This window comes from Microbacterium sp. NPDC056003 (assembly GCF_042274785.1).
Taxonomy (GTDB): domain Bacteria; phylum Actinomycetota; class Actinomycetes; order Actinomycetales; family Microbacteriaceae; genus Microbacterium.
Genome location: NZ_JBHJXQ010000002.1, coordinates 282,160 through 304,095 on the forward strand (window position 1 = coordinate 282,160; position 21,936 = coordinate 304,095).

At 70.6% G+C, this 21,936-nt stretch carries 17 protein-coding genes and 1 other RNA gene; 10 read left to right on the forward strand and 8 right to left on the reverse strand.

Features of this window, described 5'->3' with window-relative positions:
- Positions 1–120: 120 nt before the first annotated feature.
- A complete protein-coding gene (locus ACFC1W_RS10665) occupies positions 121–1,044 on the reverse strand; it encodes a PAC2 family protein (protein WP_375992100.1) in 924 nt (307 codons plus the stop codon).
- Between the two features lie 83 nt (positions 1,045–1,127).
- Between ACFC1W_RS10665 and ACFC1W_RS10670 the strand changes: the two genes are divergently transcribed.
- The 3 genes from ACFC1W_RS10670 (at position 1,128) to sucB (ending at position 5,867) form a co-directional block, all read left to right on the forward strand.
- Positions 1,128–2,603: a leucyl aminopeptidase gene (locus tag ACFC1W_RS10670; protein WP_375992103.1), complete on the forward strand. Its 1,476-nt coding sequence runs from the start codon at positions 1,128–1,130 to the stop codon at positions 2,601–2,603.
- Positions 2,603–3,976 carry a dihydrolipoyl dehydrogenase gene (gene lpdA, locus ACFC1W_RS10675; RefSeq protein WP_375992106.1) on the forward strand — a complete coding sequence of 458 codons (1,374 nt, stop codon included), beginning with the start codon at positions 2,603–2,605 and terminating at the stop codon, positions 3,974–3,976. Before ACFC1W_RS10670 ends, lpdA begins: the two co-directional genes overlap by 1 nt.
- A 61-nt stretch (positions 3,977–4,037) precedes the next feature.
- Positions 4,038–5,867 (forward strand): 2-oxoglutarate dehydrogenase, E2 component, dihydrolipoamide succinyltransferase, encoded by a 1,830-nt coding sequence (sucB, locus tag ACFC1W_RS10680; protein WP_375992108.1) that lies wholly within the window; start codon positions 4,038–4,040, stop codon positions 5,865–5,867.
- Between the two features lie 10 nt (positions 5,868–5,877).
- Here sucB and ACFC1W_RS10685 read toward each other — a convergent pair whose 3' ends face one another.
- A complete protein-coding gene (locus ACFC1W_RS10685) occupies positions 5,878–7,158 on the reverse strand; it encodes a hypothetical protein (RefSeq protein ID WP_375992111.1) in 1,281 nt (426 codons plus the stop codon).
- Positions 7,159–7,283: 125 nt separating this feature from the next.
- On the opposite strand from ACFC1W_RS10685, the gene ACFC1W_RS10690 reads away from it, so the two are divergent.
- Entirely contained in the window at positions 7,284–7,994 is a 711-nt protein-coding gene (locus ACFC1W_RS10690; protein ID WP_375992113.1) for a DUF4191 family protein, read from the forward strand.
- A gap of 7 nt (positions 7,995–8,001) precedes the next feature.
- Here the strand turns inward: ACFC1W_RS10690 and ACFC1W_RS10695 are convergent, their stop codons facing one another.
- Positions 8,002–8,394, reverse strand: coding sequence for an RDD family protein (locus tag ACFC1W_RS10695; RefSeq protein ID WP_375992116.1), 393 nt, complete (start codon positions 8,392–8,394; stop codon positions 8,002–8,004).
- Positions 8,395–8,527: 133 nt separating this feature from the next.
- On the opposite strand from ACFC1W_RS10695, the gene glnA (ACFC1W_RS10700) reads away from it, so the two are divergent.
- The 3 genes from glnA (ACFC1W_RS10700) (at position 8,528) to ACFC1W_RS10710 (ending at position 11,684) form a co-directional block, all read left to right on the forward strand.
- The gene (glnA, locus tag ACFC1W_RS10700) at positions 8,528–9,952 is read left to right on the forward strand and encodes a type I glutamate--ammonia ligase (RefSeq protein WP_191766383.1); all 1,425 of its coding nucleotides are present in this window, start codon (positions 8,528–8,530) and stop codon (positions 9,950–9,952) included.
- Positions 9,953–10,242: 290 nt separating this feature from the next.
- Complete coding sequence (locus ACFC1W_RS10705) at positions 10,243–10,743, forward strand: DUF4190 domain-containing protein (RefSeq protein WP_375992120.1); 501 nt, start codon at positions 10,243–10,245, stop codon at positions 10,741–10,743.
- A gap of 188 nt (positions 10,744–10,931) precedes the next feature.
- A complete protein-coding gene (locus ACFC1W_RS10710; protein WP_375992123.1) occupies positions 10,932–11,684 on the forward strand; it encodes a peptidase M23 in 753 nt (250 codons plus the stop codon).
- Here the strand turns inward: ACFC1W_RS10710 and ACFC1W_RS10715 are convergent.
- The 3 genes from ACFC1W_RS10715 to ACFC1W_RS10725 are packed head-to-tail and all read right to left on the reverse strand — an operon-like array spanning position 11,675 to position 16,294.
- Complete coding sequence (locus tag ACFC1W_RS10715) at positions 11,675–14,677, reverse strand: bifunctional [glutamine synthetase] adenylyltransferase/[glutamine synthetase]-adenylyl-L-tyrosine phosphorylase (protein ID WP_375992126.1); 3,003 nt, start codon at positions 14,675–14,677, stop codon at positions 11,675–11,677. The genes ACFC1W_RS10710 and ACFC1W_RS10715 overlap by 10 nt on opposite strands.
- 13 nt (positions 14,678–14,690) lie before the next feature.
- Positions 14,691–16,028, reverse strand: a complete 1,338-nt coding sequence (gene glnA / locus ACFC1W_RS10720) for a type I glutamate--ammonia ligase (RefSeq protein WP_241110715.1) — start codon at positions 16,026–16,028, stop codon at positions 14,691–14,693.
- A gap of 38 nt (positions 16,029–16,066) precedes the next feature.
- Complete coding sequence (locus ACFC1W_RS10725) at positions 16,067–16,294, reverse strand: SPOR domain-containing protein (RefSeq protein WP_191766380.1); 228 nt, start codon at positions 16,292–16,294, stop codon at positions 16,067–16,069.
- A 101-nt stretch (positions 16,295–16,395) separates the two neighbouring features.
- Between ACFC1W_RS10725 and ppgK the strand changes: the two genes are divergently transcribed.
- Complete coding sequence (gene ppgK / locus ACFC1W_RS10730; protein WP_375992129.1) at positions 16,396–17,157, forward strand: polyphosphate--glucose phosphotransferase; 762 nt, start codon at positions 16,396–16,398, stop codon at positions 17,155–17,157.
- Positions 17,158–17,181: 24 nt separating this feature from the next.
- Here ppgK and rnpB read toward each other — a convergent pair.
- Positions 17,182–17,551: RNase P RNA component class A (gene rnpB, locus ACFC1W_RS10735), an RNA gene on the reverse strand.
- Between the two features lie 194 nt (positions 17,552–17,745).
- Here rnpB and ACFC1W_RS10740 point away from each other — a divergent pair.
- Both ACFC1W_RS10740 and ACFC1W_RS10745 read left to right on the forward strand, forming a co-directional pair.
- A complete protein-coding gene (locus tag ACFC1W_RS10740; RefSeq protein WP_375992132.1) occupies positions 17,746–18,411 on the forward strand; it encodes an LPXTG cell wall anchor domain-containing protein in 666 nt (221 codons plus the stop codon).
- A 4-nt stretch (positions 18,412–18,415) separates the two neighbouring features.
- Entirely contained in the window at positions 18,416–20,191 is a 1,776-nt protein-coding gene (locus ACFC1W_RS10745; RefSeq protein WP_375992134.1) for a DUF4012 domain-containing protein, read from the forward strand.
- Between the two features lies 1 nt (position 20,192).
- On the opposite strand, the gene ACFC1W_RS10750 is transcribed toward ACFC1W_RS10745, so the two are convergent.
- On the reverse strand, positions 20,193–21,920 hold the full coding sequence (locus ACFC1W_RS10750) for a bifunctional 3'-5' exonuclease/DNA polymerase (RefSeq protein ID WP_375992136.1): 1,728 nt from the start codon (positions 21,918–21,920) through the stop codon (positions 20,193–20,195).
- Positions 21,921–21,936 lie beyond the last annotated feature (16 nt).

The window sequence follows — 21,936 nt, forward strand, 5'->3', positions numbered from 1 at the left end:
AACCAGTTGACAACGGGTCAGAGCATCCAGTATCGCATACTTGGGATCTGCCGCCAGCATCCGCGGCATTGGATCGGATCGCTCTCCTCTACAACACCCAGGAGAGCCCGCTCATTCCGATCAGAGGCCGCGCTTGTCCTCGTCGCCGGTGGGGCGGCTGGCGAGGAACCGCTCGAGTTCGGCGGCGAGCTCGTCGGCGCTGGGCAGGTCACCGGTGTGGATCATCGGCGCAGCGAGCGTGGACCCCGCCATATAGGCGTCATAGCGCTCTTCCAGGCCCTTCACCATGCGGGAGAGCTCGTCGCTGCCGGAGACCTGGTCTTCGACCTTGGACAGGTAGTCGCGGTTCTCCTCGCGCAGCTCTTCGCCGGTGAACACGAGCCCGGTGGCCACCGTGAGGCTGTCGAGTGCGGCGAGCGCGGCCGCCGGGTACTCGGTGTCGCCGAGGTAGTGCGGAATGAGGAGGACGAACCCGGCGACACGCATGCCCGCCTCAGCGAGGCGGTACTCGAGCAGGTGCCCTGCGGTGGCGGGCACCTGGGTGTGCGGCTTCCACACCGAGTGCGCCTCGGTGAGCTCGCTGCGGGTCCCGCTGACGGTCGTGCCGATCGGGCGCGTGTGCGGCACCGGCATCGGGATCGCGTGGACCCACGTGACCGTGGACACCTCGTAGTCGTCGACGAAGTCGAGGACCGCAGCGGCGAAGGCATCCCACGCGAAATCGGGCTCGTAGCCGGCGAGGAGCAGGAAGGGCTGCCCGAGCGCATCGTGGGCGAACGACAGCTCCAGCCGAGGGGGCCGGTAGTCGGTCAGGTGGTCCTGGTCGAACGCGATCACCGGGCGGCGGGCGCGGTAGTCGAGGAGCACGTCGTTCGAGAAGACGGCGAGCGGGGTGGGCACGATGTCGTCGCGGAAATAGTCGACGACCCGGCTGACCGCGTTGCCCGCGTCGGTGAATCCGGTCAGCGCCACCACGAGCGGGAGGCCCCGGGGCACGGGAGGCGCGGAGGCGGAGCGCTCGAACAGCGGACCGGTGAGGGGCATGCCTCCATGCTACGAGCCGACGCCGACGCCCGGGGTCGACGGCCGTCCCGCTCAGAGCGAACACCCGTGGTTGGATGGAGACCATGTCGTTTCCCGACCTCGCGTACAGCGAATCCCCCGTCCGAGAGTCCGACGCAGACGTCCTTCTCCTCGCCCTTCCCCCGGTCGACGGCGAAGGCGCCCCCGACCTGGGCGACTGGCCCGGCCTGCAGGAGGCACTCCTCGCCACCGGCTTCACCGGCTCGCCCAACTCCTTCCAGCGCGTCTACGCGCCGCAGACGACGGACAAGCCGCTGGCCGTCGTGGGAACCGGTGCCGCTCCGGATGCCGCGGCCCTGCGCGACGCGGTCGGCTCCGCGATCCGCACCCTGACCGGCTTCGCCACGGTCGCCGTCGCCGCGCCGTTCGCCGACGACGCCCTGTGGACCGCTGCGGCGGAGGGCGCCGCGCTCGGCGGCTACCGCTTCGACGGCTACAAGTCCGAGTCGCCCAAGCCTCGCGCCTCGAAGGTCGTCGTCCACGGCACCGCGACCGCCGACGCCGAGAGGCTCGCCGCGATCACGGCGACGGCCGACGCGGTCGCGCTCGTGAAGGATCTCGTGACGACGCCGGCCGAGTGGCTCGGGCCGGCCGACTTCGCCGAGCGCGCGACCCAGGCCGTCGACGGCCTCGGCGTCACGGTCGAGGTGCTCGACGAGGACGCACTGCGCGAGGGCGGCTACGGCGGCATCCTCGGCGTCGGGCAGGGCTCCGACCGGCCCCCGCGCCTCATCCGCCTGGAGTACGCCCCCGAGAGCGCGACGCGCCACGTCGCGCTCGTGGGCAAGGGCATCACGTTCGACACCGGCGGCCTTTCACTGAAGCCGGCCGCGTCCATGGTCGGCATGAAGTACGACATGTGCGGCGCCGCCACCGCGCTGGCCGTGCTCCGTGCCGTCGCCACCGTCGGTGCGCCGGTCAAGGTCACCGCCTGGCTCTGCGTCGCCGACAACATGCCGTCCGGCCGCGCCACGCGCCCCGGCGACGTGCTGCGCATGCTCGACGGCACGACCGTCGAGGTGCTCAACACCGACGCCGAAGGTCGCCTGGTGCTCGCCGACGGGCTGGTCGCGGCGAGTCGCGAGCATCCCGATGTCATCGTCGACGTCGCCACGCTCACCGGCGCCATCACCATCGCCCTGGGCACCCGCCACGTCGGGGTCATGGGTGATGACGAGGCGGTCGCCGCCTACCTCGCGGCCGCGGCCGCCGAGGCCGAGCCGGCGTGGCAGCTTCCGCTGCCCGCGCACATGGTGGACGAACTCGACTCCCCCATCGCCGATCTGCAGAACGCGAAGATCGGCGACCCCGCCGGCGGCTCGCTGTTCGCCGGCCTCTTCCTGCGCCACTTCGTCGGTCGCACAGGCGATGAGGCGGATGCTCCGCGTATCCCGTGGGTGCACCTGGACATCGCCGGTGTCGGCATGAACAAGGGCGGTGGCTACGGCTACACCGACAAGGGGCCGACGGCAGCGACCGTCCGCAGCCTGATCCGCTTCGTCACGACAGAGGAGTCCTGATGACCGACCACACCTTCGACCTCGTCGTCCTCGGCGGCGGCAGCGGCGGCTACGCAGCGGCACTGCGCGCCGCAGAGCTCGGCAAGTCCGTCGCCCTCGTCGAGAAGGACAAGGTGGGCGGCACCTGCCTGCACCGGGGCTGCATCCCGACGAAGGCGCTGCTCCACGCCGCCGAGGTGGCGGACACTGCTCGGGATGCCGCGACCATCGGCATCCGCGCCACCTTCGAGGGCATCGACCCGGCGGGGGTCCGCGCCTACCGCGAGGGCATCGTCGCGAAGAAGTTCAAGGGACTCGAAGGACTGGTCAAGGCGCGAGGCATCACCGTGGTGCAGGGCGAGGGCCGCCTCGAGTCCGGGCCTGCCGTCCGCGTCGGCGACGACGTGTACCGCGGCACCGACGTGATCCTGGCGACGGGGTCGTACAGCCGCAGCCTCCCGGGGCTCGAGATCGGCGGTCGCATCCTCACGAGCGAGCACGCGCTCGAGCTCGACGAGATCCCGTCGCGCGTCGTGATCCTCGGCGGCGGCGTCATCGGCGTGGAGTTCGCGAGCGTGTGGCGCTCGTTCGGCGTCGACGTCACGATCGTCGAGGCGCTCGACCACCTCGTCCCCAACGAGGACATCGCGCTCAGCAAGGCCCTCGAGCGCGCGTTCCGGCGCAGGGGCATCGCGTCGTCGCTCGGTGTGCGGTTCCAGGGCGTGACGCAGACGCCCGAGGGGGTGACCGTCACGCTCGAGGACGGCAAGACGTTCGAGGCGGACTATCTCCTCGTCGCCGTGGGGCGGGGCCCCGCGACCGCCGGGCTCGGCTACGAGGAGGCAGGCGTCACGATCGAACGCGGCTTCGTGGTGACCGACGAGCGCCTGCGCACGAGCGTGCCCCACGTGTGGGCCGTCGGCGACATCGTCCCCGGCCTGCAGCTCGCCCACCGCGGGTTCCAGCAGGGCATCTTCGTCGCGGAGGAGATCGCCGGTCTCTCCCCCGTAGTCATCTCCGACACCCAGATCCCGAAGGTCACCTACAGCCACCCCGAGGTCGCGTCCGTCGGCCTCACCGAGGCGCAGGCATCCGAGGCGCACGGCGCTGACGCGGTCGTGGCCTACGAGTACAACCTGGCCGGCAACGGCAAGAGCGAGATCCTCGGCACGGGCGGCATCGTCAAGGTCGTCCGCGTGAAGGACGGCCCCGTGATCGGCGTGCACCTGGTCGGCGACCGGGTCGGCGAACTCATCACCGAGGGCCAGCTCGCCGTCGGCTGGGAAGCGCATCCCGAGGACATCGCTCCGTTCGTCCACGCGCACCCCACCCAGAGCGAGGCTCTGGGCGAGGCGTTCCTCGCACTCGCCGGGAAACCGCTCCACGCGCTCTGACGCTGGGGCCTCGCGGCATCACTAAGCTAGATCCGATATCCATTCCGAAGGAGACATCGTCATGAGCACTTCCGTGGTCCTCCCCGCTCTCGGTGAGAGCGTCACCGAGGGTACGGTCACCCGCTGGCTCAAGCAGGTCGGCGACACCGTCCAGGCGGACGAGGGCCTGCTCGAAATCTCCACGGACAAGGTCGACACGGAGATCCCGTCGCCCGTCAGCGGTGTGATCGAGGAGATCCTTGTCCAGGAAGACGAGACCGTCGAGGTCGGAGCCGTGCTCGCCAAGATCGGCGACGGCTCGGGCTCCTCGGAGGCCGCCTCGCAGCCCGAGGCCGCCGAGCCCGCCGCCGACGCGGCGCCCGCCCAGGAGGCAGCTCCGGCCGCCGCGCCCGCCGAGGCCGCACCCGCCGCCGAAGCCGCACCGGCCGAGGCGGCACCTCCCGCCGAAGCTCCGGCCGCCGAAGCCGCACCGGCTGCCGCCCCGGCCTCGTCCGGCGGCAAGGACGTCGTGCTCCCCGAGCTCGGCGAGAGCGTGACCGAGGGCACCGTGACCCGCTGGCTCAAGCAGGTCGGCGACGAGGTCGCGGTCGACGAGCCGCTGCTCGAGATCTCGACCGACAAGGTCGACACCGAGATCCCGTCGCCCTTCGCCGGCACCCTTCAGGAGATCCTCGTCCAGGAGGACGAGACGGTCGAGGTCGGGTCGGCCCTGGCACGCATCGGTGAGGCCGGCGCCCCGGCTCCCGCAGCCGGCGCCCCGGCTCCCGCAGCCGAAGCCCCGGCTCCCGCAGCCGAAGCTCCGGCTCCCGCAGCGGCGGCTCAGGCTCCTGCGGCCGAGGCTCCCGCGGCAGAGGCTCCGCCCGCCCCCGCTGCGGCTGCACCGGCTGCCGCGCCCGCTCCGGCCGCCGCACCTGCCCCTGCTCCGGCCGCGGAAGCGCCCGCATCGGCTCCCGCTGCGCCGGCTGCCGAGGACGATGAGGTCGTCTCCTACGTGACCCCGCTCGTGCGTCGGCTCGCGCAGCAGCAGGGCGTCGACCTCACGACGGTCAAGGGCACCGGTGTCGGTGGCCGCATCCGCAAGGAAGACGTGCTGAAGGCCGCCGAGGCGGCGTCCGCTCCCGCGCCCGCCGCCGGCGCCGCCCCCGCACCGGCGGCAGCACCGCTCGAGGTCTCGCCGCTTCGCGGCACGACCCAGCCCATGTCCCGTCTGCGCAAGGTCCTCGCCGAGCGTGCGGTCGCCTCTATGCAGTCGACGGCGCAGCTGACGACCGTGGTCGAGGTCGACGTCACGAAGCTCTCGAGCTTCCGCGACAAGGTGAAGGGCGACTTCCAGTCCAAGACGGGCGACAAGCTGTCGTTCCTGCCGTTCTTCGCGCTCGCCGCCGCCGAGGCGCTGCAGGCGTACCCCGTGGTCAACTCCACGGTCGACGGCACCGACATCGTCTACCCGCCGAGTGAGAACCTCTCGATCGCGGTCGACACCGAGCGAGGCCTCCTGACGCCCGTGCTGCGCGATGCCGCGTCGAAGAACCTCGCGCAGATCGCACACGAGATCGCGGACCTGGCCGCCCGCACACGCGACAACAAGCTCAAGCCCGACGAGCTCGCCGGCGGCACGTTCACGCTGACCAACACCGGTTCGCGCGGCGCGCTGTTCGACACCCCGGTGGTGTTCCTGCCGCAGACCGCGATCCTCGGCACCGGAATCGTCGTCAAGCGCCCGGGCGTCGTGACGGTCGACGGCAAGGACGCGATCTCGGTCCGCTCGTACGTCTACCTCGCGCTGTCGTACGACCACCGCGTGATCGACGGAGCCGACGCCGCCCGCTTCCTCGGCGCCGTGAAGGCCCGCCTCGAGGCTGCGGAGTTCGAGAGCCAGCTCGGCATCTGAGCCACCTCGACTATGGCTGCTGCGCGGCGTCGTGCACGTCGCGCAGCAGCCATTCGTCGTCTCTGCGCTCGATGACGACGAGCTGAGCTGCTGTGCCGTCCACCGCGTCCACGCGCAGCACGGCGACCCCGCCGAAGTCGTCGAGCAACGCGATCGCCCGTTGCTCGCGCGGCGCGTCGATCGGCCCGGCCGCCCACGACGACTCCGGATCGACCATCACGCCGCCCAGGCAGTCGATCTCGCCGCGACAGGCGAGGCGCCGGTGCAGAAGCTCGCCCGCCACGCGGCTCAGATCGGTATCGACCTCGCCGACCGCATCGACCGGATCGGCTGACCCCGTCGGAGTCGCATCTTCAGGTTCGATCGTCGCCGTGGCCGAGGACACCGGCACCTCCGCCGTCGCCGCGTCGTCGCCGCCCGATGGCCAGAGCAGACCCACGCCGACCACCGCCGCCGCAGCGGCGCCCGCCACGAGCAGCGGCGCCCGGCGCGACGACGTGCCCGCACTCGTCGCACGCCGCCACACGCGCGTCGTGGCCCGCGAGACGAGGTCGGCGAGGTCGGCGTCGACGTGGCGGAGAAGACCGTCCCACGGACGCCGCCGGTCCACGGACTCTTCCGCCGACGCGTCATGCACGTCGTAGCGCGCGAGCGGCCGCGCGCCGCCCGGGCCGGCCTGCGCCGTCGTGATGGCGAGCGGTTCGGCCAGGTGGAACAGCAAAGCCTCTGCGCGCTCGAGCTCGAGGGCCGACGGACGCTCCGCCATGATCGCGGCGCTCGCCGCGTCCCATGCCTCGTGCGGCCGTCCGAGGGCCACGCCGGCGAGCAGCGAGCTCGACGCGTCGCGCAGCGATCGGGGCGCGGCATCCGTCACGAACACCGGGCGCCCGGCATCGGTAAGCCACCACTCCCCCGTGACACCGGACGGATCACGCAGCTCGGCGAATCCGCGCAGCACGCTCACGGCGAGCGTGACCGCCTCGCCGGGCATGAGCGGCGGGCCGGTCGCCGCCCGGCGCGCCAGCAGATCGGTGACGCGCTCGGTGCACACCGGCAGAGCCACGTCGTGCCCGTCGCTTCGCCTGACGACGTCGATCGGCGCCAGCACGTGACCGTGGGGCGGGGCATCCCACCCCTTCCACTCGCGTCCGAGCACCTTCGCATCGACGAGGACGCGACGCTCGCCCGACTCGAGGCCCACCAGAAGGCCGGGCCAAGGTCCGTCATCAGCCGCACCCACCGGTCGCACCGGCCGGTACGGCGCACGCAGGGCATCGGTCTCGCGGGTCACCGCACCAGCGTGGCGGCGCACTGGCGGTCGCCGGGAGGGCTCAGCTCCGCCTGTGGACGATCGCCGGTCGCGAAGACATGGGGAGGAGCCGCAGTCCGCCCGCGCGGAAAGGTAGGCTGGACCCCATGGCCGCCCGCAGTACCGCTCCCGAGAAGCGCCCCGGTTTCTTCTCGCAGATCCGCTCCCTCTACACGTTCACGCAGCAGGCGTACTCCTGGCTGCCGTGGCTCCTCGTGGGCATCGTGCTGCTCGGCATCGCCGCCGGCGTGGGCGTGGGCTTCCTGATCCCGCCCATCGCGATCTGGAGCATCATCCTGTGGGGCATCACCGGGCTCATGCTCGGCATCCTCGGCTCCCTCATGCTCATGACGCGTTTGTCGACCCGGGCGATGTTCAAGAAGATCGACGGGATGCCCGGAGCCGCCGGCCACGTGCTGTCGACGTCGCTCGGCCGCAAGTGGCAGGCGGCCGACATGCCGGTGGGCGTCAACCCGAAGACCCAGGAGGCCGTCTACCGCGCTGTCGGCCGCGGTGGCGTCGTCATCGTCGGCGAGGGCGCGCGGGGTCGCCTCACCCGCCTCGTCAACGACGAGCGCTCGAAGGTGCAGCGCGTCGCGGCGGGCGTCCCCGTGACCGTGCTCTACGTCGGCCACGGCGAGGGCGATGTGCCCATCTCGAAGCTCGCCGCGACGATCAAGGCGCTGCCCACCAAGGTCGATCGGGCGACGATGGCCGCGGTCATCAAGCGCATCGACTCGGTTTCCCAGACGCTCACCTCGCTGCCGATCCCGAAGGGCATCGACCCGACCAAGGTGCGGGCTCCGCGCCCGCGCTGATCGCGCGTCAGGCGCGCAGCAGGATCGTTCCTGCGGCCTTGTCGTGGAGTCCGCGCTGATCAGCGTCCCAGATCACCGCGGGCACGACCACGATCAGCAGCAGCGTGCGCACCACGGGCCGCCACAGGCCCGTCCATGCCCCGTCGAGCCGCACGAGTCGCAGGCCGAAGATGCGGTGGCCGGGGCTGCCCTGCAGCGTCGGGATGAACACGATCTGGATCGCTGCGAAGATCGCCAGGATCGCCAGCGGGTCCCAGCCGAAGAAGCCGGAGATCAGGTACGCGGCCCCGTAATCGACGAAGAGTGCGCCGACGCGCCGGCCGAGCCGCGCGATCGATCCGCTTCCTTCACGGGGCAGCCCGAGTCGCTCCCCGGGATAGTCGTGGGCCTGGTCTGTCACCGGTCAAGCGTACCCAGGGCCCCGTAACATCCCGGAAACAATGGTGTCACTGCCGGGCAATCCCCTCCGGGTACCGTTCCTGACAAGCGCGCACGCGTGCGGCAGTTCCCGATGCCCTATCACTGGAGCCTTCATGTTCAAAGATTCATCCGAGGTGCTCAAGTTCATCAAGGACGAGGACGTCAAGTTCCTCGACATCCGCTTCACGGATCTTCCTGGTGTGCAGCAGCACTTCAACATCCCGGCGTCGACCGTCGACGAAGAGTTCTTCACGGTCGGCCAGCTCTTCGACGGCTCGTCGATCCGCGGCTTCGCGAACATCCACGAGTCCGACATGCAGCTGATCCCGGATGTCTCGACGGCGTACCTCGACCCGTTCCGCGAGGCGAAGACGCTGATCATGATCTTCGACATCTACAACCCGCGCAACGGCGAGATCTACAGCAAGGACCCGCGTCAGGTCGCGAAGAAGGCCGAGAAGTACCTTGCGTCGACGGGCATCGCCGACACCGCGTTCTTCGCCCCCGAGGCCGAGTTCTACATCTTCGACGACGTCCGCTACGAGGTGAAGCAGAACTCCAGCTTCTACTCGGTCGACTCCGAAGAGGGCGCGTGGAACACGGGCCGCGTCGAAGAGGGCGGCAACCTCGCCAACAAGACCCCGTTCAAGGGCGGCTACTTCCCCGTCTCGCCCGTCGACAAGCAGGCCGACCTGCGCGACGACATCAGCCTCAAGCTCATCGAGGCGGGTCTTCACCTCGAGCGGGCTCACCACGAGGTGGGCACCGGCGGCCAGGCCGAGATCAACTACCGCTTCGACACGATGGTCCACGCCGCGGACGACATCCTGAAGTTCAAGTACATCGTCAAGAACACCGCCCTCGAGTGGGGCAAGGTCGCGACGTTCATGCCGAAGCCGCTCTTCGGCGACAACGGCTCGGGCATGCACACCCACCAGTCGCTGTGGAACGGCAGCGAGCCGCTCTTCTACGACGAGAAGGGCTACGGCGGCCTGTCCGACATCGCGCGCTGGTACATCGGCGGCATCCTCGCGCACGCGCCCTCGGTGCTCGCGTTCACCAACCCGACACTCAACAGCTACCACCGCCTGGTGAAGGGCTACGAGGCTCCGGTCAACCTGGTCTACTCGGCGGGCAACCGCTCGGCGGCGATCCGCATCCCGATCACGGGCTCCAACCCCAAGGCCAAGCGCATCGAGTTCCGCGCCCCTGACGCCTCGGGCAACCCGTACCTCGCGTTCGCCGCGCAGCTCATGGCCGGCCTCGACGGCATCAAGAACCGCATCGAGCCCCACGAGCCCGTCGACAAGGACCTCTACGAGCTGCCGCCCGAGGAGGCCAAGAACATCCCGCAGGTGCCGAACTCGCTGCAGGACTCGCTCGACGCCCTCGCGGCCGACCACGAGTTCCTCCTCGCGGGTGGCGTGTTCACCCCCGAGCTGATCGAGACGTGGATCGAGTACAAGCTCGAGAACGAGATCAAGCCCCTCGCGGCCCGTCCTCACCCGTTCGAGTACGAGCTGTACTTCGGCGTGTAAGCACCACCACGACGCAGACCCCTCCTACTCCCTTGAGAAATCAACGGAGTTGGAGGGGTCTCGGTGTTCCTGCAGCCACTGTTCACGTTCCAGGAGAAGACGTTGAGGCGACGACCATGGGCGGGATGGGCTCGAGGTCCCGATGGAGTGCCGGCGAACGACGACTCGCCGGCCGGGACTGAAGGCGCGGGCCCGCGAACACACCTCACCCGCAATCCCGTGCGGGTGAGAGTCGCGCCGCTAGATTCGGTCGAGTGCGGCCACGGCCGCTCGTTACCCGAAGGAGCACTGTGGACCCGACCATCATCCTGTTTATCCTCATCGCTCTCGCGCTCGTAGCCATCGTGCTGAGCGCGCTGAAGCTTCGGTTGCCAGCCACCATCCTCGCCGCAGTGGTCATCGCGGCATCGCTCGGGTTCGGGCTGTTCATCTGGATCGGTTCCCGTGGGACGGCCGTCGTCGGAACGGTCATCGCCGCCGGCGGGGTCACCCTCGGCATCCTCGCCATCGCTCTGGCGTGGCGGTCCAAGGAGAAGGCGCCGGTCGTCGACAGCGGCGCGCCCCTGAGCACGCTCGCCATCGTCGGGTTCATCCTCTCCTTCGTGGTCGCCGTCGCCGGCCTCATAGTGAGCTACCTCGGCATCAAGGACACTCGCGCGAACCAAAAGCGCGGATATGGTCTCGCCGTCGCGGGAGTGATCATTGGCTGGGTGTCGATCCTGACGACGATCTGGCTGCTTCCTGTCCTCTCGCAGTGGCTGCTTTACTCCGCCGGCATTCTGCGCTGGTGATATGACCAGCTTCGCTTCCGAGGTCGACGTCTGAGTTCGAACCGCGGTCGAGCATCGTTCGCGGAAGGTCCCCCGGCATCGCGCCGGGGGCCGTTCCGTGTGTCGTGCGCTGCTTCCCGTGGCGTTCACCCAGTCGCCGCCCGTACGCTGAACGGGCTGTCTTCCGCCTGACCGAAAGCGAACGACCGATGTCCTCCCGATCCGCTGCGACGAAGCGACGCGCTGCGCCGCGCGTGTCGAAGCCGGCGCGGCGCCGGAAGACCGTGCATCGGCGCGCGTCGCGCGCCAGGACGGGACGCTTCTCGCGTGTCCTCGGCATCGTCGCCGCGTCGGTGGCGGTGTCGATCGTCACCGCCGTCGCCGGCGTCGCGGTGGCCGGTGCTCTGGTCGCGTACGCGCTGTCCATCCCCATCGACGAGCCCGAGGCCGCACCGGCTCCACGGTTCATCCTCCCCGCCCCTCCCGGCGTCGCGGGCTACGGCAACGAGCGGCTCGCGAACGCCTGCACGATCCTCAAGGCCGGCCGCGACCTCGGCCTCGACGAGCGCGATCAGACGATCGCCGTGATGACCGCGATGGGCGAGTCGTCGCTGCGCAACATCGACTACGGCGACTGGGAGACGAACGGCGTCACCAACCCCGACGGCTCGCGCACGACCTCGATCGGACTCTTCCAGCAGCAGGACGGCTGGGGGTCGCGCGAGGCGCGGCTGGATCCGTACAGCGCGGCGACGATCTTCTACCGGGCGATGCTCGCGCGCGTGCCCGACCGTGCCGTGCTCGAGCCGACCCTCGTCGCGCACCGCACGCAGGTCAATGCCGATCCGCAGCACTACGCGCGCTACTGGAACCGCGCGGCGCGAGTGGTGGCCGCACTCAACGGTGCACCGTTCGACGGTGACAGCATAGAGGGCGTCACCCTCTGCCCCGCTCAGCCGTAGAAGAGCTTCTCGAACACGCGTCGCGCGCGGCGGGTGGTGCCGAGGTAGTCCTCTTCGACCTGCGTGGCAGAGCGCGGAGGGTATCCCAGCAGGCGACCGATGCCGTCGAGGCGTTTGCGGTCCACGGGCAGGATGTCGCTTGTCTGGCCGGAGAGCAGCGTGTTGGCCGAGCGCAGCCGGCTCGCCAGCCGCCAGGCCTCGGTGAGGCGCGCCGCCGGCACCGCCGCGATGACGCCCGCCTGCTGCGCCGCCTTCAGGGCGTCCAGAGTCGACGTCGTTCGCATCCCCTCGACCTCGTGGGCGCGTTCGAGCTGCAGCAGCTGCACCAGCCACTCCACGTCGCTGAGCGAGCCTGGGCCGAGCTTCAGATGCCGGGCGGGGTCGGCGCCCTGCGGCAGCCGCTCGCTCTCGACGCGCGCCTTGATCCGCTTGATCTCGCGCAGACCCTGCTGATCGACCGTCGCGGGGTACCGCACCTGGTCGGCGAGCTCCATGAAGGACCCGATGAGCTTGACGCTGCCTGCCACCCCGCGCGCCCGCAGGAGCGCCTGCGCCTCCCACGACAGCGACCACCGCCGGTAGTACTCCGCATAGGCGTCGAGCGAGCGGGCGATCGGCCCGTTGCGTCCTTCGGGACGGAGATCGGCGTCGAGGTCGAGCGGCACACGGTGATCTTCGGAGTGCGTGCGCAGCGCCGCCACCAGCTTCACGGCCAGCTCGTGAGCCCGCTGCGGGTCGACGCTGTTCGCGCGGTACACGTACATCACGTCGGCATCCGACCCGAAGCCCAGCTCGCGCCCGCCGAAGCGTCCCATGCCGATGACCGAGAAGTCGAGGTCGTCGTCCTCAGGCGGGACGATCGTCGGGCGGATCGCCCGCAGCGTCGCCTGGATCGTCACATCGGTGATCGTGGTGAGCGCGTCGGCGACCTCTTCGATCGTGATGGTGCCGATGACGGCCGCCATCGCGGTGCGCAGCAGCTCCCTGCGGCGGAGCGCGCGCACGGATCGCATCGCGTCCTCGACCGACCCGTGGCGCGCCTGGATCGCACGGGCCTCCTGCTGGAGCGCGACGCCTGTCCGCGGGCGCAGCAGCTCGTCGTCATCGAGCCAGGCGGCCGATTCGGGGATCCACTCCATGAGCTCGCCGATGTACCGCGACCCCGACAGCACGCGCGTGAGGCTCTCGGCGGCCGCGGACGAGTCGCGAAGCATCCGCAGGAACCACGGCGTGTCACCCAGCCGCTCGCTCAGCCGACGGAAAGCGAGCAGACCGTAGTCGGGATCGACGCCCTCCGCGAACCAGCGGATCATCACGGGCATCAGGTGGCGCTGGATCGCCGCCTTCCGCCTCAGCCCGCTCGTCAGCGCGGCGATGTGGCGCAGTGCCCCCGCCGGGTCGGCGAAGCCGATCGCCGCGAGCCGGTCGTGCGCCTGCTCGGCCGAGAGCGCCCGTTCCTCGGCAGGCAGGGCGGCGACGGCAGACAGCAGAGGGCGATAGAAGAGACGGACATGGATGTCGCGCACCTCGCGCTTCACCGACTCCCAGAGCTCCCACACGCCGTCGCCCGTGTCGGCGAGGCCGGTCACGCGAGCAAGCACCCGCAGTTCCTCGGGCCGCGACGGCATCAGGTGCGTGCGACGCAGATTGCGCAGCTGCACGCGGTGCTCGAGCAGACGCAGCACGCGATAGTCGCGGGCGAAGGCGGATGCCTCGTTCCGACCGATGTATCCCTCGGCGACGAGCGCGTCCAGGGCCTCGAGCGTGCCCCGCTGGCGGATCCGGTCGTCGGAGAGCCCGTGCACGAGCTGCAGGAGCTGCACGGTGAACTCGATGTCGCGGATGCCGCCCGGACCGAGCTTGATCTGGTGCGCCACCTCCGCCGCCGGGATGTGCTCGGTCACGCGCTCGCGCATCCGCTGCACGCTGTCGACGAAGTTCTCGCGCGCGGCACTCGTCCACACCTTCGGCTGCACGGCCGCGACGTACGCCTCGCCGAGCGCCAGGTCGCCCGCGATGGCGCGCGCCTTCAGCAGCGCCTGGAACTCCCAGCTCTTCGCCCAGCGCTCGTAATACGCCAGATGGGAGTCGAGCGTGCGCACGAGCGCCCCCTGCTTGCCCTCGGGGCGCAGGTTGGCGTCGACCTCCCACAGCGGCGGCTCGATCTCGATGCCCGAGATTCCCCGCATCGTCTGCACGGCGAGCCGCGTGGCGATGTCGACCACGCGGCTCTCGCTCAGCTCCTCAGCCGCACCTTCGTCCGTCCCGGCGACGAAGATGACGTCGACGTCGCTGACGTAGTTGAGCTCGCGCGCGCCCGTCTTGCCCATCCCGATGATCGCGAGCTTCGCACGCGCGACCTGCGCGCGGGGGAACAGTCCGGCGCCCGCTGCGCCGCCCGAGACCCGAGTGCGCGCAACCGCGAGCGAGGCCTCCAGAGCCGCGGCCGCGGCATCCGCCAATCGAGCCGCCACCGACGGCACGTGATCCACCGGAGACGCGCTCAAGAGGTCGAACGCGGCGATGCGGGCGAGCATGCGGCGGTAGCGGACGCGCAGGGCGACCCAGGCTTCCTCTCCCCCGTCCTCGGCGAAGCCGTCCTCCGCGCCGACGGCGTCGAGGAGAGTGTCGCGCAGCTCGAAGGAAGACGGAAGCGTCACGCCTGCGCCGGCGAGCTCCGACAGCTCAGCCGGGTTGCGGTGGAAGAAGTCGGCGAAGCCCGTGGACGCACCGAGCAGCGCCCACAGCGCACGCCAGCCCTGCTCGTCGGCGTGCAACCGCCGCACGGCATCGGCATCGCGCCGGGCGATGCGCGCCAGCGCGCTCAGGGCCTCATCAGCATCCGCCGCGAGCTGCGCGCCGGACGTCATCGAATCGCGGGGCACGCCGGTCGACGCCTCGACCTCTCCGAGGAGGGCGTCGGCGTCGCTCAGGCTCGTGAAGCCGAGGCGCGCGAGATGGGTGAGAGAGCTGGAACGTTCACTCGCGGACATGCGCCAGGGCGGCTCAGAGCATCTCGAGGTTGCTCTTGAGCTCGAACTGGGTGACCTGCGAGCGGTACTCCTGCCACTCGCGGCGCTTGTTGAGCAGCACGTAGTTGAACACCTGCTCGCCAAGCGTCTCGGCGACCAGCTCGGACTCCTCCATGTACTCGAGGGCGTGGTCGAGGCTCGCCGGCAACGGCGCATAGCCCAGGGCGCGACGCTCGGCGTCGGTCAGCGACCAGACGTTGTCCTCCGCCTCGGGCGGGAGCTCGTAGCCCTCCTCGATGCCCTTCAGGCCGGCAGCCAGCATAAGCGCGTACGCCAGGTAGGGGTTGGCTGCGGAGTCCAGCGCGCGGTACTCGACGCGCGACGACTGGCCCTTGCTCGGCTTGTAGAGCGGCACGCGCACCAGCGCGGAGCGGTTGTTGTGACCCCAGCAGATGAAGCTCGGAGCCTCGTCGCCGCCCCACAGCCGCTTGTAGGAGTTGACGAACTGGTTGGTCACCGCCGCGATCTCGTTGGCGTGGCGCAGCAGGCCGGCGATGAACTGACGGCCCACCTTCGACAGCTGATACTGCGCACCCTCTTCGTAGAAGGCGTTGACATCGCCCTCGAAGAGCGACATGTGGGTGTGCATTCCACTGCCCGGCTTGCCACTGAGGGGCTTCGGCATGAACGTCGCGTAGACGCCCTGCTCGATCGCGACCTCCTTGATCACCGTGCGGAACGTCATGATGTTGTCGGCGGTCGCGAGGGCGTCGGCGTACCGCAGGTCGATCTCGTTCTGACCGGGGCCGCCCTCGTGGTGACTGAACTCGACCGAGATGCCGAGGTCTTCGAGCATGCGGACGGAGCGGCGACGGAAGTCGTGCGCGGTGCCGCCCGGCACGTTGTCGAAGTAGCCGGCCGAGTCGACGGGCTCGGGTCCGTCGGCGCCGAACGACGACGACTTGAGCAGGTAGAACTCGATCTCGGGGTGGGTGTAGAAGGTGAAGCCGGCGTCTGCGGCCTTGGCGAGCGCGCGCTTGAGCACATGGCGCGGGTCGGCGACCGCGGGCTGCCCGTCGGGCGTCGTGATGTCGCAGAACATGCGCGCCGTCGGGTCGATCTCGCCCCGCCACGGCAGGGTCTGGAACGTCGTCGGGTCGGGGTGCGCCAGCAGGTCGGACTCGTACGAGCGCGTGAGCCCTTCGATGGCGGAGCCGTCGAACCCGAGGCCCTCGCTGAAGGCCCCCTCGACCTCGGCCGGGGCGATCGCCACCGACTTGAGCGTGCCGATCACGTCGGTGAACCACAGCCGGACGAACTTCACGCCCCGCTCCTCGATCGTCCTCAGAACGAAGTCACGCTGCTTGTCCATCGCATCCTCTCCGGGTGCCCGATGCGGCCGTAGCCAGACTACTGGTCGTCGCGGTCGTCACCGGACGCCGCGGAACCGCCCCAGGAGTCCTCCCGGGCCTCCTCCTCGGCCCACGCGCGCGAGCGCCTGCGGATGACCTCGGGCGCCTGAGCGGCCTCTTCGGCGGTGTCGAACGGTCCCGCGCGGTCGGGGGCCGGAGACTCGAAGCCCTTCTCGACCTCTCCCGTCTTGAGGTTGTACCAGTACTTCTCGCTGTCACTTGTCATGGTGCGCTCCTGGGATTCCGATCGGTCGAGGCGACCCTCGGCACGATCCTACTGACCGCCGCCTCGCACCCGCGCGCGCCGAGGCTGGATAGGGTGAGGGCATGGCTTCTCAGGCGACTCGCGCTGTCGGCGTGGACATCGGCGGCACCGGGATCAAGGCAGGACTGGTCGACCTCGAGCGCGGACAGCTCATCAGCGACCGCATCAAGGTCGCGACCCCAGAGGGGGCGGAGCCCCAGGACGTGCTGGATGCGGTCACCGAAGTGCTCTCGACCCTCGGCGTGACGGGCGAGTCCATTCCCCTGGGCGTCGCGTTCCCCGCGATCGTGAAGAACGGCCGCACGCTGTCGGCCGCGAACGTGTCGGAGAAGTGGATCGACTTCGAGGCCGAGAAGTTCTTCGAGGACGGGCTGGGGCGCGACATCCACTTCGCCAACGACGCCGACGTCGCCGGCGTCGCTGAGGTGCGCTACGGCGCGGCGAAGGACAAGCCCGGCCTGACGATCCTCACCACCCTCGGCACCGGCATCGGCTCGGCGCTGCTCTACAACGGAGTGCTGGTGCCCAACTCCGAGCTCGGCCACGTGCAGCGGGCGAAGCACGGGAAGGATGCCGAGGCGTACGCCGCCTACTCCGCGATGGAGCGCGAGGACCTCAGCTGGGAGAAGTGGGCCAAGCGTCTGCAGTGGTACTACAGCTACATCGAATTCCTCTTCAGCCCCGACCTGTTCGTCGTCGGCGGCGGCGTCTCGAAGCACGCCGACCAGTTCCTGCACCTGCTCGACCTGCGCACGCCGATCGTGCCGGCCGTGCATCGCAACAACGCGGGCATAATCGGGGCCGCAGCCCTCGCGCTTGCCTGAGCCGCTGCGCAGCTGACGAGAGGGCGAATGGGCCGGCCTGTACGCCGGGTTCTGTCCGGGGGCCGGAGCCCCGTGGACGGTCATCTCTCTCGGCGACACGTTGCCGTGCCGCTCCAGCGGCCTACCCGGGGACTCGGCGGGCCGCGTCATCATCCCCTGTCTGGCCTTGCTCCGGGCGAGGTTTACCTTGCGGGTCGCGTCACCGCGACCCCGGTGGTCTCTTACACCACCCTTTCACCCTTACCGGGACCGAGGTCCCGGCGGTCTGCTCTCTGTGGCACTGTCTCGCGGATCGCTCCGGGTGGGTGTTACCCACCGCCCTGCCCTGCGGAGCCCGGACGTTCCTCGGCGCGAAGCGGCGGACCGCTCGCGACGCGACCGTCCAGCCGACCCATTCGCGGAGTCGATCCTATCTCTCGCGACCGCGACACACCGGCGGCTCGTGGATCGCTGGCGTGAGCGCTTCGTTCCGCGTAGTATCATGAGCGCACACAGGGCCTCCAACTGGGGAGAGGCTCTGCGAAGAGCCGCCTGGGGAGGCTGGTCGATATGCGTAAGAGCGCACTTTTCGCGTTCGCTGTTGCAGCGATGCTTTGTCTTGCGCCGAGCGCGGCACACGCCGCCGCACCGGCGTCCATCGATTCGACGGAGACCGATGTCACCGACGGCTACACGCCGAACGAGCCCGACGAGCCCACGCTCGCAGGCTCGACCGCGGTCGGCGAGTGCGAGCGAGACGTGCCATGGATCAGCTACGCCGTCGAGCTGACCGACCCCGACCAGCAGGCGACCGGGAACACCGCGCGCCTCGTGATCACGGACGGCACGAACACCGCGACCCTGGTGCTCGGCGACCTCGTCGACGGGAAGCTCAGCGGTCGGATCCTGTGGCCCGGTGCCTCGGTCGACGGTGCGGGCAACGCGACAGGCTGGCCCGGCTGGGCCTTCGTGGACGGCACATGGGTCGAAACCGATGGCAACTACCGGTGGACGCGCGGCAACATCTCGGCCAAGATCACTGTGAACCCCGAGGTCGCCGTCCCGCTGTCGTACCCGCCGGCAACCCCGGTGTGCGCCGCGGCGCCGGAGACGCCCATGCTCAGTCCGGACTCGCCCGAGCCGACGGTCGCCGGGTTCCTTCCCGCTACCGGCCTGGGCGCATCGCTGCTCCCGATCGCCGTGGTGGGCGGGCTGCTGGCCGTCATCGGCCTGATCGTCGTCGCAGCGCGGCGCCGCCATCGCGCGAACGGGTGACCGCGTGACAGAGCCTGTCGCCGGACGGCGACGGGTTTCGCGTCGAACCGTCCTGCTGGTGGTCGGCGCGGTCGTGCTCGTCGTCGTGGGCCTTGCGGCCTGGGTCGGCATTCGCGCGCTCCTCGTCAAGGATCAGCTCGAGGCAATGGCGCCGATGGCCGCGGAGCTCCAGGACGCGGCCGCGGCACGCGATCTCGCCCGGGTCGACTCGGCCGTGGGCCAGCTCGCCGGCCGGGCTGCCGAAGCCCGCGCGCTGTCGGGCGATCCCGCTTGGCGCATCGCGGAGTTCGTGCCCGTCCTCGGCGCCAATCTGGGTGCCGCACGCGTGGTGTCGGCGCAGCTCGACGAGATCTCCCGCGCGGTCGAGGAACTCATTCCCGCCCTCCAGGGCGCGGCGGAATCGTCGAACGAGGATGGCGGGTTCGACATCGATCGTCTCGCCGAGCTGGCTCCCTCCGTCCAGCACACCTCCGATGCGATCACCGGAGCCGCGGAAGCCCTCGCCGACATCGATCGGGGCCCGCTGCTGAGCCCCCTCTCGGACGGCGTCGGCCGGCTCGCCGCCCTGACTGCGGAGGCCGCGCCGGTCGCGGAGTCGCTCGCCTCGGCGATGGCGGTCCTGCCGCCGATGCTCGGGCTGGACGGCGAACGGCACATCCTGGTCATGCTGCAGAACAGCGCCGAGGTGCGCACGGGAGGCGGGATCACCGGTTCGTTCGTCCTCGTCCGCGCTGACCGGGGAACGCTCGACGTCGTCGACCAGGCGGACGGCGGGCAGTTCGCCGCCCGCACGGAGCCCATCGCTCCCGTGCCGGAGTCCGTGACGGCGCTCTACGGCGATCGCGTGGGCAGATTCGTGCAGAACACGTCGATGCCCTCGGATTTCGACGTGACCTCCGAACTCGTGCGCGCCTGGTGGGCCACGCGGTCCGACGTCGCCCCCGACGCCATCCTGTCCGTCGACATGTGGGCCGTTCGGGCTCTGCTGTCTGCGACCGGTCCGATCCCACTGCCGGACGGCAGCGAACTGACCGCAGACAACCTCGTGCAGCGGGTTCTCGTGGATCCGTATCTGTCGCTGGACGTGGAGCAGCAGACGGTGTACCAGCGTGAACTGACGAGAGCTCTGATGTCGGGCATCCTGACGAAGGACATCGACCCCTTCGCGTGGGCCGAAGCGCTGGCCGGCCCGGTCGAGCAGGGTCACGTCGCGCTGTGGAGCGCGCACGCCGACGAGGCGGAGCGACTCGCGGAGGGCCCGCTGGGCGGCCCTGCGGCACGGCAGCAGGCCGCCGGCGCCGACGCCTTCGCGGTGTACTTCAACGACGCGACCTCGGGAAAGATGGGGCCCTTCCTCGACCTCTCCATGAGCGCGGGCACCGCGCAGTGCCGCCCCGACGGCAAGCGCGAGGTGGCGGTCAGCGTGTCGCTGGCGAACACCGCACCGCCGGACGCCGGCACCACCTTGCCGTGGTGGCTGACCGGCGGCGGCCTCGAGGGCGTCCGGCCGGGCGACATCGCGACCAACGTGACCGTCTCGGCTCCGCCGGGCGCATTCTTCGGCGGCGTGCGGGTCGACGGTGAACGGGTGATCTCGACCGACGTGGAGGAGGCCGGGTTCCCCTCGAGTGCCGCCGCGGTGACGATGGCACCCGGTGAGACACGCGTGCTCGAGTTCCGCTTCGTGATGGACAGCGACCGTGATTTCGCACCGGTCGTGCTCCACACGCCGCTGATCGGGGATCCCGAGATCGACATCGTTCCCGTCGGATGCGACTGACTCAGCCCTTGAGCGCTGAATCGGCGATGTGCACGTCGAGGCGGAAGTCCACCGGGAAATCGCCGAACAGCAGGCGCCCGGCGGCGGCCGCGGCATCCGTCACCGCCTGTGCAGCGGCATCGGCGAGGGATGCCGGGGCATGCACGATGACCTCGTCGTGCAGGAAGAAGGCGAGGTGCGGGCGGCGGGCGAACACCGGGCCCGACCGCGGCGCAGCCAGGTCCGCGTCGACCGGGGGCATCGCGTGCAGGCGCGACCGCAGGTCGGCCATCCAGGCCAGCGCCCACTCCGCCGCCGTGCCCTGCACGACGAAGTTGCGGGTGAAGCGTCCGCGGTCGCGCGCCCACCGTCGGGCGCGGGTCTCGTCGGCGCCGGATGCCTCGGCCTCGGTCGCCTGGGACTGCGCGGCCGCCCAGGCCTCGGACGGCGGCGGTGACGAGCGCCCGAGCCAGGTCGAGACCACGCCGCCGTCCTCCCCGGTGCGAGCGGCATCGTCGACGAGACCCATCGCCCGCGGATACGCCCGGCGCAGGCGCGGCATGAGCCGGCCCGACTCTCCCGTCGTCGCGCCGTACATCGCACCGAGGAGCGCGATCTTGGCCTGCTGGCGCGACGGCACCGCGCCGCTCTCCACGATGCCGGCGTAGAGGTCGCGCCCGCGTGCGGCGGCCGCAAGGGCGGCGTCGCTCGACATCGCGGCGAGCACGCGCGGCTCGAGCTGCGCCACATCGGCGACGACGAGCTTCCACCCGGGATCGGCGCGCACAGCCTCGCGGAGCTGGCGCGGCAGTTGCAGGGCACCGCCGCCCGACGATGCCCAGCGGCCGGTGACCACGCCGCCCGGTACGAACACCGGACGGAAGCGTCCATCGGCGACCCACTCGTCGAGCCACGCCCAGCCGTTGGCCGACAGCAGCCGCGCGAGCTTCTTGTACTCGAGCAGAGGAGCGATGACGGGATGCTGGTGCTCGGCGAGCTCCCACCGGCTGGTGGACTCGACCAGCACGCCGGCTCGGTGCAGCGACCTCAGGAGCTTCGGCTGCGAGTCGAGGCTCGCCGCAGGATCGCCGAGAGCCTCGCGCACCCTCGCGGCCGCCGCGGCGAGCTTCGCCGGCTGGCCGCCGCCCGGCGGCCGCTCGCCGAGGAGGTCGACCAGGATGCCGTCGTGGGCCGCGGCGTCCCACGGCAGTCCCGCTGCGCGCAACTCCTCGGCGATCAGCGCACCTGCCGACTCCGCGGCGAGGAGCAGGCGCAGCCGCGAGGGGTCGGCGGAGCTCGCGACCGCATCGCGCTGGCGAGCGAACTCGGCCAGCGCCTCGTCGAGACCGTCGGGCGGACCGGCAGGCCGTTCGGCGGGGTCGAGATCGAACAGCGCGGGCGCCGAGTCGGCGACGGCGGCGAAGGGCGCGGCATCCCACCCACCCGGTCCGCGCATCGCACCCGGGACGACGAGGCTCGACGAGCGGAGGATCGCGTGGCACAGCCGCAGATCGTGGCAGCGACCGACGCGCACGCCGGCGCGCAGCAGCGCCCCGTACCACTGCGGGGCGTCGTTCCAGACCCAGCGCGGTGCGTCCGCCGCCTCGCGCTCGGCGACCCACCCGGGCAGCTCGGACGACGTCAGTGCGTGACGGCCGGTCTCGGCGCCGCCTGCGTCGAGCAGCGCGGCCACCGCGCCGCCATCGGTGTGGCCGAGGACGATCCAGGCGGGCGCGTCAGGCCGAGGCATCCGCTTCGCCACACGA